This window comes from Pseudomonas petroselini, assembly GCF_045037875.1.
GTDB lineage: Bacteria > Pseudomonadota > Gammaproteobacteria > Pseudomonadales > Pseudomonadaceae > Aquipseudomonas > Aquipseudomonas petroselini.
In genome coordinates this window covers 812,901-830,031 of sequence record NZ_CP173614.1, presented here as the reverse complement: position 1 = coordinate 830,031, position 17,131 = coordinate 812,901, and the positions used below count along the sequence as shown (strand labels likewise).

General features: G+C 61.8%; 6 protein-coding genes. All 6 read right to left on the bottom strand.

Annotated features, from left to right (window positions below; genetic code table 11):
• Window positions 1-4: 4 nt before the first annotated feature.
• A complete protein-coding gene (locus ACI512_RS03880; RefSeq protein WP_405121618.1) occupies window positions 5-8,581 on the bottom strand; it encodes a hemagglutinin repeat-containing protein in 8,577 nt (2,858 codons plus the stop codon).
• A 30-nt stretch (window positions 8,582-8,611) separates the two neighbouring features.
• Window positions 8,612-10,336: a ShlB/FhaC/HecB family hemolysin secretion/activation protein gene (locus tag ACI512_RS03875; RefSeq protein WP_231808979.1), complete on the bottom strand. Its 1,725-nt coding sequence runs from the start codon at window positions 10,334-10,336 to the stop codon at window positions 8,612-8,614.
• Window positions 10,337-10,712: 376 nt separating this feature from the next.
• Window positions 10,713-11,195: a poly-beta-1,6-N-acetyl-D-glucosamine biosynthesis protein PgaD gene (gene pgaD / locus ACI512_RS03870; protein WP_236379484.1), complete on the bottom strand. Its 483-nt coding sequence runs from the start codon at window positions 11,193-11,195 to the stop codon at window positions 10,713-10,715.
• Between the two features lie 2 nt (window positions 11,196-11,197).
• Complete coding sequence (pgaC, locus tag ACI512_RS03865) at window positions 11,198-12,538, bottom strand: poly-beta-1,6-N-acetyl-D-glucosamine synthase (RefSeq protein WP_012721584.1); 1,341 nt, start codon at window positions 12,536-12,538, stop codon at window positions 11,198-11,200.
• Between the two features lie 2 nt (window positions 12,539-12,540).
• A complete protein-coding gene (gene pgaB, locus ACI512_RS03860; RefSeq protein ID WP_236379483.1) occupies window positions 12,541-14,538 on the bottom strand; it encodes a poly-beta-1,6-N-acetyl-D-glucosamine N-deacetylase PgaB in 1,998 nt (665 codons plus the stop codon).
• 12 nt (window positions 14,539-14,550) lie between these two features.
• Window positions 14,551-17,031 (bottom strand): poly-beta-1,6 N-acetyl-D-glucosamine export porin PgaA, encoded by a 2,481-nt coding sequence (gene pgaA / locus ACI512_RS03855; protein WP_236379482.1) that lies wholly within the window; start codon window positions 17,029-17,031, stop codon window positions 14,551-14,553.
• Between the last annotated feature and the right edge of the window lie 100 nt (window positions 17,032-17,131).

The following is a 17,131-nucleotide window of genomic DNA, read 5'->3' as shown; positions in this document are numbered from 1 at the left end:
CCACCTAATTTTTTGGGGCGCCTCTTGGAATTGCCCATTCAGAATATCCACCCGCAGCCCCCGCATCGGGATGCAGTACGCGCCACCAAGGAGAACCAGGTGTGTGTTGGGCGGTCGGTACTAATCGCATGATTCCTTCCTGATTGAAAGCAGTCGACGACGACGCATGCTCCCATGTCCAGCCAGAAGGTGTTTGCCGCCCTCCGACTTTTGAAACCGACGATTTAATATTCGGGATCAGTGTCTCCATCATTTGCGCAAACGCAGAGTCCATGCTCAACGCGTTGTCCAACGCAGCATTGGACCTATTGAAATGCACGTCTCGGCTGCGACCGAAATCGGCCGGGTTCAAGGCAGTTTCAAACGCTACGCTGTAACCTGTCGGCTTTTCTGGAGGTAGTACCGACTCTAGATCGTGGAGTTGCTGCGCCAGTTTACCTTCTGCTTTCGCCGCTTCCGCGACCTTTGCGACTTGCTCCACTTTACCGGCCTGGCTCGCGCTACCCGGCATGCCCATCAGTAGTAAATCGGCGCCGAGCTTGGTGTTCTTTGCATATTGCTCGTAGGTATTACCTTGCAGGCCAAACACCAAACCCTGGCCGCCGTTGCGAGTTATCCATTCACCCACCATGTCGGAAGACGGCTCGACGAAGGGATCGATCAGTTTGTTCGCCTCCTCCAATGAATTACCGCCAAAGGCAATCTTGAACAGTGAGCTCATACCCTGAGCCATCTCCAAAACGCTCCGCCCCAGGCCTGCTCCGCTGCCTTGAGCGCCACCAGCAGAGGGCACCTTGTCTCGATAATCGAGGTTGGCTTTGTAGTAATCCACCAGCCCGGCGCTCTTATAGGTATCGGGGTCACCCAAATAGCTGATGTTAACGTTGCCGTCTCTGTACTCACTGGCGTGTGTCGAACTGAAATTTTTCAGCAAGTTAACAGTTTCGTCGGCGCTGTAAGTGCGACGGGTCCCCTCGGGATACATCGCGCTGTTCTCGTAGATAGACGCCAAGGGAGCCAGCGCTTCACCCAAGTGTTTCAGAGTGAGGGGGTCAAACTGACTCTCACCAGCTTTTTCGATCGTAGCTTTCCACGTTTTATCGGTATAGGACGCCAGCGCTGCGGCCATGCGCCTTTCTGCTTCAGCAGGGGAAATTCCCGCTTCCGCCGCTAACTTATCGGCTTCTTTTTGTATTAAACGCGCTTCCGTAGGGTGCGCTTGACGGTTGTATTGCTCGACGGCTGTTGCCGTACTCCCAGCAACTACCGCACCCGCAGCGGTGCCGCTACCGCCCACAGAGGCGCCCACACCGAGGGCGACCAACGCAGCCAACGTCTCCTGTTCCGATCCCCTGATACCATTTTTACCCAGTGCATCCGCAATGCTAGGCATCAAGGCCGCAGAAGCTCCCGCACCCAACGCTCCGCTCTGCACACTGCCACTGGACAACCCCATAGCCGCGCCTGCCAGCGCGTGCAACATCACACGCGCCGCACCGCCTTCAGCCCAAGCTGCCCGAGTGGCCGCATCTGCCTTCGGATCAGTCGCACGTGAGTGGGAGTAATCACCAATTTTATTGAAGATATCGCTGGAGGCCGTGTTAGCGACAATACCCACCGTCGTTCCCACAGGTGCACCACCCAGCCCTGCCGCAATCAACCCGGTCGCAATGTCTGCCATTAACTTCTTGTCGCCACCAACCTGCCAGCGCTTGGCTTCCGCATAAGCGGCATTCGCTGCGAGCACCGTTCCAGCGGCATCCGGCGAACCGGTTTCGGTTTGGGTTTTGGCTTTATCGGCCAGTGCTTTCGCCTCATCCGCCTTGGCTTTGCCCACCGCACTGATCACCCCACTGGCCAACTGCGCCGAGCTTTGGATCAGGTCAATACGCTCTTGCATGGCCTTTTCATCAGGCCGGTCAAGTTTCTGATTGGCATTGGCGGTGTCACGGTTCAGCCCCACCAGGTCATTGGCGCCTTCAGCACTGCGAACCACAATCGTGCCTTCGCTGACCGCGCTACGGGTGTAGCTATGGTCTTTTTCCTTGAGCGCTATCGGGATGCTGCCGCCCATCGAGGCACCGCTGGTGCTGCTGGAAGACGCCGAAATACCGGCAGACTGACTTTTGATTTCGCTGACATTCTTGATGTCGCTGACGATCAGGCGGTCAGTGCTAAGCCGGTTCTTATCAGCTGACGCTTCACTGGCAATCACCGCGCCTTGCAGGGTGGTGTTCTTGCCGACATTGATGTCGTAGCCGCCCGTGCCCGCATACAAACCGCTCTGGTCGGTCACGCCCTTGTAGTCGCTGTTCATATTGGCGGCGGCAAGGTTCGCCGAGCCCGCTACGGTAGAGCCGTAGCAGAACGGCGGGACGCAGATACTGGCGCCGAAGCCTGCGCTGCTTTGTTTGCTGCGCGACGACTCGGTGTCCTGTAGGGAGATGATATTAAGGTTGCCGCCAATATCTGCCTTGATACGGTCCGCACGAACCTGGGCGCCTTTGAGGGTGGTATCGCCACCGCTTTGTAACAACAGGCTGCCCGTATCGAGGGTGCTATTGACCTGAGTGACGGAGTTACCGTTGCCATTGTTCTTGGCACCCTGCGCTCCGAGGTCGAGGGTGAAGCCGTTTTGCTCGCCAATATTGAAGCTGGCGCCAATAGCGGTTTTATTTTTCGACCCTTCGTTTTTGCGGTCGGTGGTGTTTTGTGCGCTTTGCATCAACACATCGTTTTTGGCTAACAACAAGGTGTTGGCGGCTTTCAAGCTGCTGCCGGTGATCTGGATATCACCCTGAGTACCCGCCGCTGCGCCCTTGGCAACGATCGACAAGTCTTGCCCTGCGTTGAGCGTGCTCTGCTTGGCGGTGACGCTGTTGAATTCGCTGCTGTTTTTGCTGCGGTTATTGGCCAGTTCGGTGCCGATTTTGATCAGCGAACCGTTGCCGGGCGTGCCGCCGGTTTTGTTTTTGAAGCCGGAGCTTTGCGCATTGGCGTCCGAAGCCTGGCCGTTCAGGTTGTAGGCGGCGAGGGCTGCCTGGGCGATTTTGACTGCCTTGAGTCGTGGGTCATCAGCACTACGGGCCGCTTTGACGGCATCGCGCATGCTGGTGGCGGTGTCCACCACCGAGCCCGCGATCACCCGCCCAACCGCCAAGCTCTTGGAACTGTCCTTACTGGTCTGACTGGCCGTCTCCATCCCCGAGGTAACGGTGACATTCGCCCCACTCAACTCCATGTTCTTGGTGCTCACCAGATCACTGGCCACCACCTTCAACTCACGCCCAGCGGTCAACGACACATTGCCCGCACTCGAGCCAATAGTGCTGCCGGTCAAGGTCATTTCATTGGCTGTGCCGTTGTGCTTCGAGCTGTTGATGTACAGCTTCTGGTTGCCGGTCATGTCATCCAGACCGAGCTTGTTGCCGGTCAGCACGCCGGTGAGGTCGCGATTTTTTTCCTTGTGCATGTCGGTGCGGGCGAAGGTGTTTTGCGCCGCGTCGATGGTCAGGTCGCGGCCGGCCTGGACGGCGAGGTCGCCGGTGCTGACCAGGTTGGAACCGGTGACCGTGGCGTCGCGCTTGGCGGCGACGGTGACGGTTTCGCCGGAGACCATGCTGCCCATGGCGGTGGTGCGTTTTTCGTCGACTTTGTCCTGGACCTTGCTCGACTTGAGCCCGCCCCAGCTGCTTTTGCTTTCCTTGCGTTCGTGACGGGCGCTGTCTGAGTTAGTAGCGGCGAGGATGCTCACGTCCTGGCCGGCCGCCAGTTGCGTGGCGCCTTTTTCAGCGGTGACGGCACTGCCGGCCAGCAGCAGGTTTTCACCCGCCACGACGGTGCTGTTTTTGCCGGCGCTGACGAGGCTGCCGACGTTGTTCACCACATCGGTTTCATCCAGGCGGAATTTTTTGCCCTGGGAGGTTTTCTTGGTCTTGCTGTAGAAGCTGTAGTCCTGGTTTTCGGCGGCTTTGAGCTCGAGGTTTTTGCCGGAGACCAGGTACGCCTCGTTGCCGGCATTGACCTGGCTGGCCACCAGTTGCAGGTTCTGCCCGGCGCTCAGGTTGGCGTCGCCGCCGGCCTTGATCACGCTGGACACTTGCTGCACGTGGTCTTCGATGCTCTTGACCTTTTTCGTGTTGCCCGTGGAGTGCTGCTCGTTGGCCGCCGCAACGGCGTTGAGGTCGCGGGTGGCAATCAGGTTGACGTCGCGCTTGGCCTCGACCTGGCTGGCCACGGCGCTGATATCGCGCCCGCCAATCACATGCAGGTCGCGGCCAGCGTCGACCACGGAGCCCTGTTGGGCGATGGTGGTGAAGCTGGAGCGGTTGCCGATGGCGCCGCTGTCGAGGGTTTTCGAGGCGGTGATGTTCACGTCGCCCACGGCCTTGACCGTGGTGTCGGCACCGCTCTTGAGCACGCCACCGATGTTGTTGACGTTGCCGTCCGCCTGCATGACCAAATCGTTGGCCGATTCGATGCGCGCGGCGCTGTCGACGAAGTCGCTGCGTTCGGTGCGGTAACTGCTGGCGCTTTCGTGGGTGGTGACGCTGCGTTCGTTGAGCAGGTCGGCGCCAGCGGCGAGGTTGACGTTGCCCGCGCTGATCACACCGCCTGCGCGGTTGGTCAGGTTGTTGCCGCTGAGCAGGTCGAGGCGACCACCGGCTTCCATCAACCCACTGTTGGTGAGGTTGCCGCCGACGTTCGCCAGCAGGTTGCCGGTGGCACGCAGGGTGCCGGCGTTATTGAGGTTGCTGCCGGTGATCAAGTTGACGTCGCTGCCGGAAATCAGCGCCCCATTGGGTGCCAGGCGGTTGTTCGCCTGGGCCAGGTACAGCACCGGCACCAGCACTTGCTGGCCGGCGACGGTGGCGTTTTCCAGCCACACGATATCGTGGGTCAGGGCGGCGACTTGTTCGGCGGTGAGGCTCACGCCTACGGACAAATTCAGGGCGCTTTTGCTGCTGATGGCGTTGTCCATCAGGTGCTTGAACAGGTCGGCGTCGCTGGTCTGGCCGTCGATGAAGCGCTGGCCGGTGCGGGCGAGTACGGCTTGCTGGATCAGGCGCTGTTCGTAGAAACCATCACCCAGGCGCTTTTGCGCGGTGTCGGGGTCATAGCCGAGCTTGGTCAGCATGTAGTCCGAGCCCAGGAACTGACGCATATCCGTGAACAGCGGGTTGGTTTCGATCAGGTATTTATGCGGGCTGGCCGCGAACTGGCTGGTGGGCAGGCCTTTGGCGCCATCGCTGTCGTTGAGGTGGAACAGGCCGTTCTGGCCGCTGGGCAGGTCGAAGCCGGGCAGGCCCAGCGGGTTGACCTGTTGCTGGGCCACGTCCGGTGGCAGTTGCGGGTTGAGGCTGACCAGGGTCGAGTAGCCCGGCGCATGGGTGTTGGCGCCGCTGCCGACGTAGGTGTAGCCACCTCGCACGACGCTGTTGTCGATGCCGGCCTGGGCCTTCACATCCACGCTGCCGCCGGCTTGGATCACAGCGGCGTAACTTTGGTCTGGCGCGCTTAACTGGGTGGTCTTGCGCAGGGCGATCTGCTCGCTCTCCATCTTACCGATGAACGAGGCCAGGCCCGCTTCGACGCCGCCCATGTCCTGGCCGGCCGAATAGCGCTGGGTGAACGCAGCGGCTTCGCGGTACCAGGCACCGGGCTTGCGCTCACGGGCGGAGGTGAAGATGCGATCGTACTGAGTGTCGTGGGTCACTACACCGACATTGGTGAGTTGGTTGACGACAGCCGTGAGGTTGCCACCGGCGCCGATGCTACTGCTGCTGTTGAGCAGCTCGCCGCCGGTGAGCAGCATGTTGCCGCCCGAGGTGATGCTGGACGCTGCCGTGGCATCACTGACGATGAAGTGATCACGCTGGGTAATCTGGAACGGCCGGTTTTGCTTGCCGCCTTCGCAGTCGCCACCGGTTACGCGGAAGATACAGGCCGTGGGAGTGATGGAGGCGCTGTAGATGCCGGACTCGGTGGTGAGCACAGTTCGGATGTTCTGGATCGTGCTGGCGGCCAGGACCAGGTTGCGCTCGCTCTCGATGGTGCCCGAGCTGTTGATGATGCTGGTGGCCAAGCCGCCCTGGCCGTCGCGGTCGACGCGCAGGTTACCCATGGCGTAGAGCGTGGCGCCGAGGTTTTTCAGGCGGTCGACCTTGAGGTTCAGGTCGCCGCCACTGAAGATCAGGCCGTGGTCGTTGAGCAGGTTGTCCACCGAAAGATCCAGGCTGCCCTGGCTGGCGACGCTGCCGCCCACGGTCCAGTCCTTGCCGCTGCCGACCAGGGCGCGGGTGCCGAGCAGTGTGCCGGTGGCGGTCTGTTGCAGGTTATCCACGTTGACGGTCAGGCGCCCGGCCTGGATCGCGGTGCTGTTGGTCCAATTGACTTTGTCGAAGGTCAGGTCGCCGTTGGTGACCAGGCTGCCACCCACGTCATCGAGGCTGATGCCACTGAGGTCGAGCGCGCCGGTGCCCACGTGCAGCACCTTGCCGCCGGTGTTCTGGAAGCGGGTCGCGGCGAGGCTCAATTGGTCGTTGGCGGTTTCCAGGCTACCGCTGTTGTTGAGCAGGCCACCGATGGCGTAGCGGGTCTTGCCGCTGGTGCCCAAGGCGCGCATTTGCCCGCTGTTGTTGAGGCTGGCGGTCTCGACATCAAGGGCCGTGGCGCTTTCGATCAGGCCACGGTTGGTCAGTGCGCCCTTCAGGCTGACGTCGATCCGGTTGCCGGCGATCTCGCCGCCGTTATCCACATTCATACCGGTCAGGTGCACGCGATCCCGAGCAAACAACGCGCCGCTGCCGTTGTTGAAATCCGTAGCATCGATCTGCGCATCACCCGCTTTGGCGGCGATGCGGCCACCGTCGTTGTCGAGCGTACCGGCGGTGATGGTCACGCCAGCGTTTTCACTGTGGATCAGGCCGTTGCCGCTGTTTTGCAACAGGCCGCTGGTGGTCAGGGCCAGGCCATCGTTGGCAGCCAGGGTGCCGGTGTTACGGTTGTCGATGCTATTGGCGAATACCGTCAGCAAGCCCCGGCTGGCGAGCTTGCCGCCCTGGTTATCGATGTGCGCGGCGCGCTGGATCAGCAGCGGCCCGGCGCTGGCCAGCTTGCCGTTGCGGTTGATCAGGTCGCCGATCAAATCGAGGGTGATCGCCCCACCAGCGGTCAAGCTACCGGCGCTGTTTTCCAGGGTATTGCCGTTGAGGGTGAACGCACCGGTGCTGTCGATGATGCCGCCCTGGCTGTTGTCCAGCAGGCCGCTGACGTTAAGGGTCTGTGCGCCGTCGCTGAGCAGGCGACCTTTGTTGCGGTTGTCGACGCTGGCGGCGGTGACGTTCAGCGCCTGCTTGGCGCTCAAGGTAGCGCCCTGGTTATCCAGGCTTTGCGCGGTGGCGGTGAGGTTGCGATTGGCGATCACCGTGCCGGTGTTGGTGAGGTGCTGGCTGTCGAGGGTGACGTCGCCACCGGCATTGCGGGTGTTGTCGGGGTTGACGCCGGCTTCGATGATGCCGCTGTTGGTCAACTGACCGTTGCTGGCCAGGGCAATGCTGTCGCGGGCGGCCAGGGTCTTGCTGTTTTTCAGTGCGCCCTTGGTCTGTGCCTTGAGGGTGGTGCCCGCGTACACCGCGCCCTTGGTCTCCAGGCTCGCGGCCTTGATGTCCACCGCACCGCTCGCGGCGGCCTGGGCCATGCTCAGGTGGCCGTTGGCGTCGAGCTGAATATCGCCACCACTGGCGGCCAGTGTGCCGTCGAGCTTCACGCCCACACCGGCTTCGGTGCCCACCAGTTTGATCGCACCGGCATACATGCCACCCAGGGCCGACGAGTCGATGGCCAGTTCGGGCTTGGCGCTGCCGTCGTCGGCGCGCGCGGTGGTCTTCAGGCTTTGTGCATCGACGTCGTTGCGGCCGGCGATCACGGTCAGTTGGCGGGCGTTGATCTTCGCGTTGATCTTGGCCGAACGGGTGATGATTTCGAAGCGGTCCACGTTGCTTGCATTCAAGCCCTGGCCGTCGATGGTCACGGCGCCGCCATCGACCTGGTAGCTTTTCAGCTGCCCGGCCTGATCGATCATCGGTTTGCCGGTGGTCAGGGTGACGTTGGGGGTGTTGATGAAGCCGCAGCCATTGCAGCTGATGCCGTAGGGGTTGGCGACGATGACCTTGGCCGACTGGCCCGCCACTTCGGTGTAGCCGCGCAATTGGCTGGGGCTGCCGCCTTTGACTTCGTTGAGGATGACATTCGCTGCGCCGCCCCTGAGGTTCGGGTTGCCGACGATGATCCCGCCCAGTTGCGTGCTTTGCACCGGCCCGCTGGCGTTGTTAAGGATCACGCCGTTGGGGCCGACGTTGTAGTCCTTGAATTGGTTGTGCGACAGGCCGCTGCCGTTCGGCGTGGCGATGTTCACCACCGGCACGCCATTGCCTGCCTGGCCGACCGTGGTGCCAGGGCCGCTGACGACAATGCCGTCGGCCTGGGCCAACAGCGGCTGCCAGAACAGCGCATTCGCCAAAATCAGTGCGAGGCCGCGCTGGGTTAGGCTTTTCAGGGCAGAAGCAGGGCGAATGTCCATATTCAAGATCTCAAGGCAGCGGGCGTTGAATTACAGGTAAAAATCCATGCGGAAATAGATCGGCGCTTCGCGCTCGCTCATCACCGCAGGGCGTTCCAAGGAGTGGGCAAATGTCACGCTGGCGCTGACGTTTTTGCCGCGGGCGAACAGCTCCAAGGAGTTGCTCGAAACTCGCCCATGGAGCGTTTCGTTGTAGCGGTCATTGCGGATCACACCCTGGTCGTAGCCGACACTGGCGCCGTATTCCAGGAACGCCGGGCGCATCCAGTCCCACGTCACCGGGCGGGCCCAGCGAATGTCGTTGCGCCAGTAGCCACCACTGTCACCGGTGAGTTGCTGGTCCTTGTAGCCGCGTACCGAGGCCGACCCGCCCAGGCTGATACGCTGGGGGCTGAACAGCACGTCTTCACTGCGCTGCCCGGTGGCCAGGCTGGAAAAACTGAACGACTCACCCCACAGCGTGAAGGGCTGCAGGTAGCTGAGCGTGGCGGTGTATTTGCGGTAGTTCGGCGTGGGCGTGAGGTTGCCCTCGCGATCGCGTTCCTGGTCGTTGCTTTGCGCGTCGAAGGCGCCGATGCCGTTCTGCATACCCAGGTCGAGGTTGACGAAGGCGCTGCCGATGCGCCGCCCGTGGTTGATGCCGACCTGGAACTCACTGAGGCGGTTGCTGCTGGGGCCCAGGCGAGTGTCGAGCAAGTAGTTGTTGGTGCGTATATGGGCGAGGCCGACGTTCACCGAGGTCTTGCTCACATCGTCACGATGGATCACACGCTCGGCGCGCAGCTGATGATTCTGGCTGTCGCCGGACTGCTTGAACTTGAAGCCATCAGCATCGCCGAGGGTGCGGTAGTCGCTTTCGCTGTAGGTGTAACTGAAGTTCCACCAGCCCCATGGCACGTTGTAGTAGAGCATGCTGTTTTTCGAGGTTTTCTGGTGGTCACTCATGGCGTCGTGGCCGCCGCGCAGTATCAGTTGATCGGCCAGGCCGAGGGGGCTGTCCCACTCAAGACCAGCACCCCATTGCTGTTCGCCGGTGCTTTTCTGACCATCGTTGTTACGCGACAGGCTGGCGCGCCAGGGCTTCTGCGGGGTGTTCTTGACCACCACTTCGCTGCCGCCCACTTGGCTGCCGGGCGTCAGCTCCATCTGCGCCTGCTTGGACGGCAAGCGGCTGAGTTGGTCGACCAGTTGTTCGACTTCGCGCAGGTTGAGCGGCTCACCCACCTTGCCGGGAAAGGCCATCGCCAGTTCGCGGTCGGTGACGGTGCTGCCTGGGCCGCCTTTCACGCCTTCGAGCTTGCCTTCCACCACCAGCACCTGCAGGTGGCCGCTGGAAAGGTCCTGCTGCGGCAGGTATGCGCGGCTGGTGACACGGCCTTTGGCGATGTAGAAATCAGTGATGACCTTAAGCAGCTCATTGAGCTGCGAGACACCCAGGCATTGGCCGACATAGGGCTTGAGCAGGCGCACGCGATCCGACGCCGACAGGCTGTCGGCACCCTTCAGTTGGATGTCTTTGATAGGGAAGCAACGGGTGTCGGCAGGCGCGGCCGGGGTCTGGGACTGGGTGCCCTTGCCCGGCAGGTCCTGGAGCTCTTCGAGGCGCCGGCGCTGCTCTTCGAGCAAGCGGTTCTGCCGGTCGCGGATCAGGTCCTGATCCCCGGGCGTAGGGGCGGCCGTGGCGCTGTTCAGGCTCAAATAAGCGAGCAGTAAAGTGCACAGCAGAAACCGAGTCCGTGGCAGTAACGAAGACATGTTCGATCCGTCGAAAATCAAAGGGCGGCAAACTAACATCGAACTTCCGCCAACTCAAAGAACAGAGCTAGTTGGATATTCGCGCAAGTTAATCACGCAACTCATTGATTAATAACAAGTAAAAATAATCAAATAGGCGAACGGCTTGTAACTGGAAGTATTAATCCGACAAGCGGCAGCACTATTGATCGCGATTCGTCGGAGAACTAACAGATTGCTATTAATTAGCCATCAAGTTCTTGCCGAGATAAGTTAGTACCGAAAACAGCAGAAAAGTTCGCGGCCTTTTTGTGATTTAGATCCCATTTATGGGCTTAAAGCTTATGCCTGTGACGAGCGGGCGTGTGGCAGACACAAAGCCCGCCCGTCACAATACTCAACCGGCGTCTTTGGACTGGTCCTTACCAGGCACCAGTGTCAGCCCCGGCTTTTCCACATCGCGGGAGACATGGGATGTCACTTGCGCGACACCGCCGTCCTCGTCGTTATGGATCACCAACACCCCAGGTCGACGCAACTGCTCAAGGTCCCCTTCAGCAAGGCTGAAGCTCTCGCTCAGGTTCTTGTCGGTGAGGGCCTTGGCCTCCGCGCGACGCTGGGCGAACTTGCGCCCCTTGCGTTGCTGGTAGCGGGCCCAGCAGACCAGGATCACAGCGTTGAACAGCGCGATCCACAGGTAGATCTGCAGGGTATTGAGCGCTGCAAAGATCGGCGCTTCAATCCGTGGCCCACCGTGGCTGTCGAGCATCGAGCCGATCCCGCGGGCCAGCAGCCAGATCAATCCGGCCCAGGCCATCAGGGTCAACAGCACATCGATGATCCACATCACGGTACGTTGGCGGGTTCTGACCAGTTTCATGATCACGCCTCCTCTTCAGTGGGTTTGATGCCGCGATCGGGGCTGACCCAGCGCGCACGCTTCTGGTGCTGGTTGAACAGCACCTTGGGAAAGCTGACCAGGGTGGTGAACAAACTGACCAGCCAGAACACCATCGGGTACCACACGGTCCAGAACAGGGTTTTCCACAGGTCTTTCTCGTAGCGGCGGTCGATCAGGATGCTCACGGCAAACTGCAACAGGCACACCATCGCCAGTACCAGCCCGGTAAACGCCGGCGGCATCAGGGAGTCCACGGCAATGGCCTGGGGCAGCGGAATGAACTTGCCCACCCCCCAGAAAATCACCGACAGCAGGAACGTGAACGCCCAACCGGTGGACAGGCAGTATTCGAACAGCAGCGGCCACAGGTAGCGGTGACGCCATTGCCAGATGCCACGGATATTCTTGAACAGCACTTCGGCACCGCCCTGGGCCCAACGCAGGCGCTGTTTCCAAAGGCCGCCGACGGTTTCGGGCATCAGGATCCAGCACAGGGCGCGCGGCTCGTAGAAGATGCTCCAGTGATCAAGCTGCAGCTTCCAACTGACATCGATGTCCTCGGTGATCATGTCGGTGCTCCAGTAGTCGATACGGTCGAGCGCCTTTTTACGGAACGCTACCACCACACCCGACACCGTGAAGATCCGGCCAAACACCCGTTGTGTCCGCTTGATCAAGCCGATGATCGAAGAGAACTCACCCACTTGCACCCGGCCGATCAAGGTCGAGCGTGTGCGGATCCGTGGGTTGCCGGTCACGGCGCCCAGGCGCGGGTTATCGAGCATCGGCGCAACCAGGTAGGCCGCCGCGTTTTTATCCAGCAACGCATCGCCGTCGATGCACACCAGGTATTCGCTGCGTGCGGCCACGGCCCCCATGCGCAAGGCCACCGCCTTGCCCTGGTTCTGCGCCAGGTGCAACACGCGCAAGCGCGGGTGCTCCAGTGCCAGTGCGTCGAGCACGGCGGCGGTGTTGTCCTTGGAGCCGTCGTTCACCGCGATCACTTCGATGTTCGGGTACAACTGGCCCAGCGCCGCATGGATGGTGTCGGCGGCGTTATCCCCTTCGTTGTAGCAAGGGATGATGATCGAGATCAGCGGGTTGCCGGCCAGCGTGGGTGCCGGTGTGTCTTCTTCCCAGGGCCAGTGGCGCTCCCAGTGCAGCCAGAAGTAAACCCCGCCTGCGATCCACAACGCCGACATGAACAGCGGGTAGAAAAACACAAAGTCCATCAGGAACTGCCCGGTGACCAGGAAGATCAGGCCCAGGGGCACGCCCAATACCAATGCCAGCACGAATAAAGCCAGGAGTCTGTCGAACATGGTCAAGGGTTCCATTGGTTGGAAAGGGCCGGACGCACAGTCTTCAGGTCCGGGGAGTTTTCCAGGAAGTTGTCCGGGTAGTAACCGAAACTCGTGACACCCTGGCGCTTGAGTACACCCATCCATTCAGCCATCTGCTTAGCGTCAATATCCGGCGCGGCCTTGGTGCGCCAGTCTTTGGCTTGCAGTTCGAATACCGTGCGCTCCATCGCGCCAGGACGCGCCTTGACCGTCGCCACCAGCTTCTCCAGCCAGGCGTTGGAGGTCTTGTACTCTTGGCCTTCCATCAACGGCATGGCCATGGGCGCGGTCCAGTCGTAGGTCTGGAGGAAGTCATCAAGGTTCTGCGCGAACCAAGCTTCGCTGCCGGGATTGAGCATCGGCTCGGCGAAGATATTGCGCGCGGTCTGCACCTGCGGCCCACCGATGGCGCGGACCTTGGCGGTCAGCTCGTTGGTGAAGTCGATCAGGTAGCGGCTCTTGAAGCGCGTCCAGCGTTGCATCACGGCCGGGTCGGCACGCAGGGCCTCGATCGTATTCGGCAGGCCGTTGGCGGCATACGCCTTAAGCGCGGCCGGGCTGGCGTCTTCGAAGTCGTTGAGCACCGCATCGTCGTGGTACAGCACACCGTCGATGGCGTTGTTGCGCGCCAGGTCTTCATAGATCTCACCAATGATCTTGCGCACCTGCGGGTCAAACGGCGACAGGCGTTTGTATTGGTCGGGGTCGAGGCCGACCTGGCCGGTTTTCGGGTCCCAGCGCGTCACGCGCGGCAGCTTGGGGTCGAGGGCGAAACTGAGCACCGGCATCCAGGCATACACCGCGGCATGGGCACGGGTGTGCAATTGCCAGGAAACGCGGTTGAACAAGTCGGCACGTACCGGCAAGTGGCGGTTGGGGAAGTACAGCTCATGCACCAGGCCGTCACCCTTGGGGTCGGCGAAGGCTTGCAGGAACACGGTGCCCGCGCCCATGTCCACGACCCTCTGCACCAGTTGGTCGAGGTTGCGGGCTTGCTGGGCCGGGTCCGGGTCGTAGACGTTGTCCAGGTCCACATGCAGCACGCGCAGCGGTGCCTTGGCTTGCGCCGCGACGATGCTGTTGGCGAAGTGCTCGCCGTCCGGGTCAGAGGCGACCAGGAAGCGCGGGCTGTTCATCAGGTCACTGGAGCTGTCGAGGCCGTCTTCCAGGGTCAGGGCCATTTGATAGCCCTGCTCGCCAACGATCGCCAGCGAAGTGCCCTTGGCTGCACCGTAGGGCCATACCCACACCCGTGGTTTCTTGCCCGTGACTTTTTGGATCTTGTTGGAGATCGCCGCCACATCGGCCCGCATGCGCGCATCGAACTGCGCTTGGCTTTCATAACGGCCCGTGGCCGGATCAAAGCGCAGCGAGGTCGCCGCCGGCTCCAGGTTGCCCTGGGGGTTGGCGAGGATGCCGGTGTGGCTGGCATCGGTGTGCGCCGCAATTTCCACCAGGCCCGACTGGGACACTTCGCGGATCTGCTGCCAGGTAAGGAACTCTCCACGCGGCCGTGGTTGGCCGGCAAAGTCCACCGGTTTGTCCATCGGCGTATCGATCCAGTAGCCCACCGGCGCCAACAACGCCGGCCAGTGATAGGCGCGCAGGATCGGCATCACCCGTGTGTAGAAGCTGGAATAACCGTCATCGAAGCTGAGCATGATGGCTTTGGGTGGCAGCGGCCGCCCACCGTTGCGGGCTGCCAGGATCTGGTCGACGCTGACCGCCTGGTAGCCGTTCTCGCGCAGCCAGGCCAGCTGTTCGATCAAACGTTCGGTACGCACCGCCACCACCGCCTGATCGGGGTCGCGATCCTCGACGTCGTGGTAGGCAATGCCCAGGAAATGGTTTTTCGGCCACGGCGCTTCATTGGTCGGGGTCGGCCGCTCGGCGGGTGGAGTAAAGGGTGCGGGTTGCTGGGCGCAGGCACTGGCCAGCATTACGCCCAGGATCAACAGGCAACGGCTGAGGACGGTCATGGTCAGGCTCTTCTAGAAACGGTAAGTGAGGTCGACGAGCAGACGCAGATCGCGTTCGCGATCACCGTCATAAGGTCGGCTGATCAGGCTCAGGTTGGCGCCGGCTTCCAGGACATCGTTCCAGCGAAAGCGTTGGCCGTAGCCCACCAGACCGATGCCACCGGTGGAATAATCCCGCTGGCTATACGTACCCGCACCGACCTGGAACTGCTGACTCCACTGGGTCTCGTAGCGGTGATAGAGCACATGGTTGATGTTGAGGACAGGCAACACGGTGAAGTCCGACTTCGGGTTGAAGTACACCGTGTCTTCCTTGCTGTTGCGGCTGGCGCCGACTTCCAGGCCCAGGTCCACTTGCACTTTCGACGAGCTGTAGAGGCCTTCACGGCCGCTGAGCAAGGCTTCGAAACGGTCGTTGCCATCGCTGAAATGGGACGGGCTGAGGGTCAGTTTCCATTCGCGGCTTTCATTGGCACGCCAGCGGATGAAACCGCTGCCGCCGTTGGCCGTCACGCCGTCATTCAACGCCCGCAGCGGGGTGGTGGACAGGAGGTAGCCAAGGCTGCCGCCGTATTGCCAGTTGTCGTTGATGTCGCGGGCAATCGACACGGCAGCGCCTTGTTTTGAGCCATCACCGTAGGAGTGGTTGGACACCTCGGCTTCAATGGTCATGTCGCGGGTGCGCCGCTCTACGCCGACCACCTGCCAACGATGCTGGCCGGTGCCCTCTTCGAAATCGGCGCGGGCATAGCCGGCACCGGCGAACAGGCGCCAGTCTTCGTCGATGGGCGGCGTGTAGAGGCGGCTTTCGATACCCCAGTCACGGCTGCCCGAAACGGCACCCGCATCGCCGTCGTTGCCACCGCCGAAGCTTTTACCGGTGTAGGCCTCGACCCGTAGCTCGGCCATGTCATGCACATCGCGCAGGCGACTGAGGCGCTGCACCTGGCGGTTGTCCGGGTTGCGCGCGACCACGTCATCGGTCAGCACATCGAGTTGGCGCCACTCCTGCAAGTCCATGGCGGTGTAGGCCTGGCTCACTTCCAGGCCAATGTCGCGCGGGGCCTGGGCTTCGGTTTCCTTGAGAAGGCCTTCGGCGCGCCGTGGCCAATCACGGGCGCGGTACATGTCGGCCTGGGCCAGGCGCAAGCCGACATTGCCCGGGGCTTTTGCCACCAGCGCTTCCAGGCCGGCCTCGCTGCCTGGCAGGTCACCGCCGAAAACGCCGGCCTGGGCTGACAGTTGTTGCGCGTCCATCCACGCATCGCTGGGGTTGCCGACAGGCAAGCCCTTGAGTTCGACCCGAGGGTTTTGGTTCTTGGCGAGGTTGTTGGCGACTTCGCGGGCGTCGTCGGCTTTATCGCTTTCCTGCAAGGCGTAGAACAACGCCGTGGTGTCTTCGACCCGATCATCGGGCTCGGCGTCGGGGGCGCTCAGCGCCTGGCGGTACAACGGTTCGGCTTTTTCCGGCTGGCGTTGGTCGAGATAGGATGCCGCTACCCAACGCACAGCGTAGGTGGGCAATTGCACACCCTCAGCCTTGAGGGTTTCGTACTCGCGAATCACGTCAGCGGTGCGGGCCCGTGCCTTGAGCGCGCCCAGGCGGTCGATGCGCCAGGTCAGCACGTCGTCATGGGCCGTGGCGTCCGGGGTCCAGCGGGCGAGGAGTTGGTCGTAGCCCTGCAAGGCACGATCAGCGATGACATAGCGTTCTTTCTCGGAGCGCGTGGCGAACTCGGCCATGCGCACGCGCTCGGCCGCCAGGTCACCTTCCAGGCGACGCTGAGTGACGGGGTCAACAAGCCCCGGACGCTGGGCCGACAGGCGCAATGCAGGCTCTGGTAAACGCGCCTTTTGCAGGGCGACGATGTATTCGCGGGCCACTTCCGGTTTGTCGCCGGCGCGGATAAACGCCTGGTCGAATTCATGCAGCGCATCGAACTGCAAGCCCGCGCGAGTCAGCGCGTAGCCCAGCGCCATGCGCCGGTTGGGGTCATCGGGCTTGGCGGCCACCAAGGCGCGGGTGCGCTGCACCGCTTCGCTGGCCTTACCAACGTCAGCCTGGGTAAGGGCCAGGCCCAATTGCAGGTCGACATTATTCGGTTCACGCAGCAGCGCCTTGCGATAGACCGCCTCGGCCTGCGCCCACTGCTTCTGGTTGCGATAGGTACGCGCAACCGTCGCCAGCGCCTGGGCAGTCAAGTTGCGGTTCTGACCCTGCGCCTCGTACACCTTCAGCACTTCGGCATCCTGGCCGGCCCAACCGGCGATCACCAGGTGATCGCTGATCTGGCCTGGCGTCTGGCGCTCGGCAGGCAATTGGCGCAATTGAGTCAGGGCGGGGGTGAAGTTGCCGTTGCGCGCCTGGATGATCAGGGCGTCATAGGCCGGGTCGGCCATGGCAAAGGTGGGCATCAGCAACTGGCTGCACAAGGTTACCCCGATGAGCAGCCGTAACCGGCCTGAGGCACTGAGTGGAATGTTTCGCAGCATATCGTGAGCTTCCTTACACACGGAAAGCTGTAACGATAGGTGGTCCTGAGCGATTTGCATCAGGGCGTCGGCGTCTCGTGACCCGACCTAGCTTTCCTGT

Coding starts and splice junctions, on each gene's coding strand:
- pgaD (WP_236379484.1), bottom strand. CDS start 11,195: ATGAAACTGGTCAGAACCCGCCAACGTACCGTGATGTGGATCATCGAT.
- ACI512_RS03880 (WP_405121618.1), bottom strand. CDS start 8,581: ATGGACATTCGCCCTGCTTCTGCCCTGAAAAGCCTAACCCAGCGCGGC.
- pgaA (WP_236379482.1), bottom strand. CDS start 17,031: ATGCTGCGAAACATTCCACTCAGTGCCTCAGGCCGGTTACGGCTGCTC.
- ACI512_RS03875 (WP_231808979.1), bottom strand. CDS start 10,336: ATGTCTTCGTTACTGCCACGGACTCGGTTTCTGCTGTGCACTTTACTG.
- pgaB (WP_236379483.1), bottom strand. CDS start 14,538: ATGACCGTCCTCAGCCGTTGCCTGTTGATCCTGGGCGTAATGCTGGCC.
- pgaC (WP_012721584.1), bottom strand. CDS start 12,538: ATGTTCGACAGACTCCTGGCTTTATTCGTGCTGGCATTGGTATTGGGC.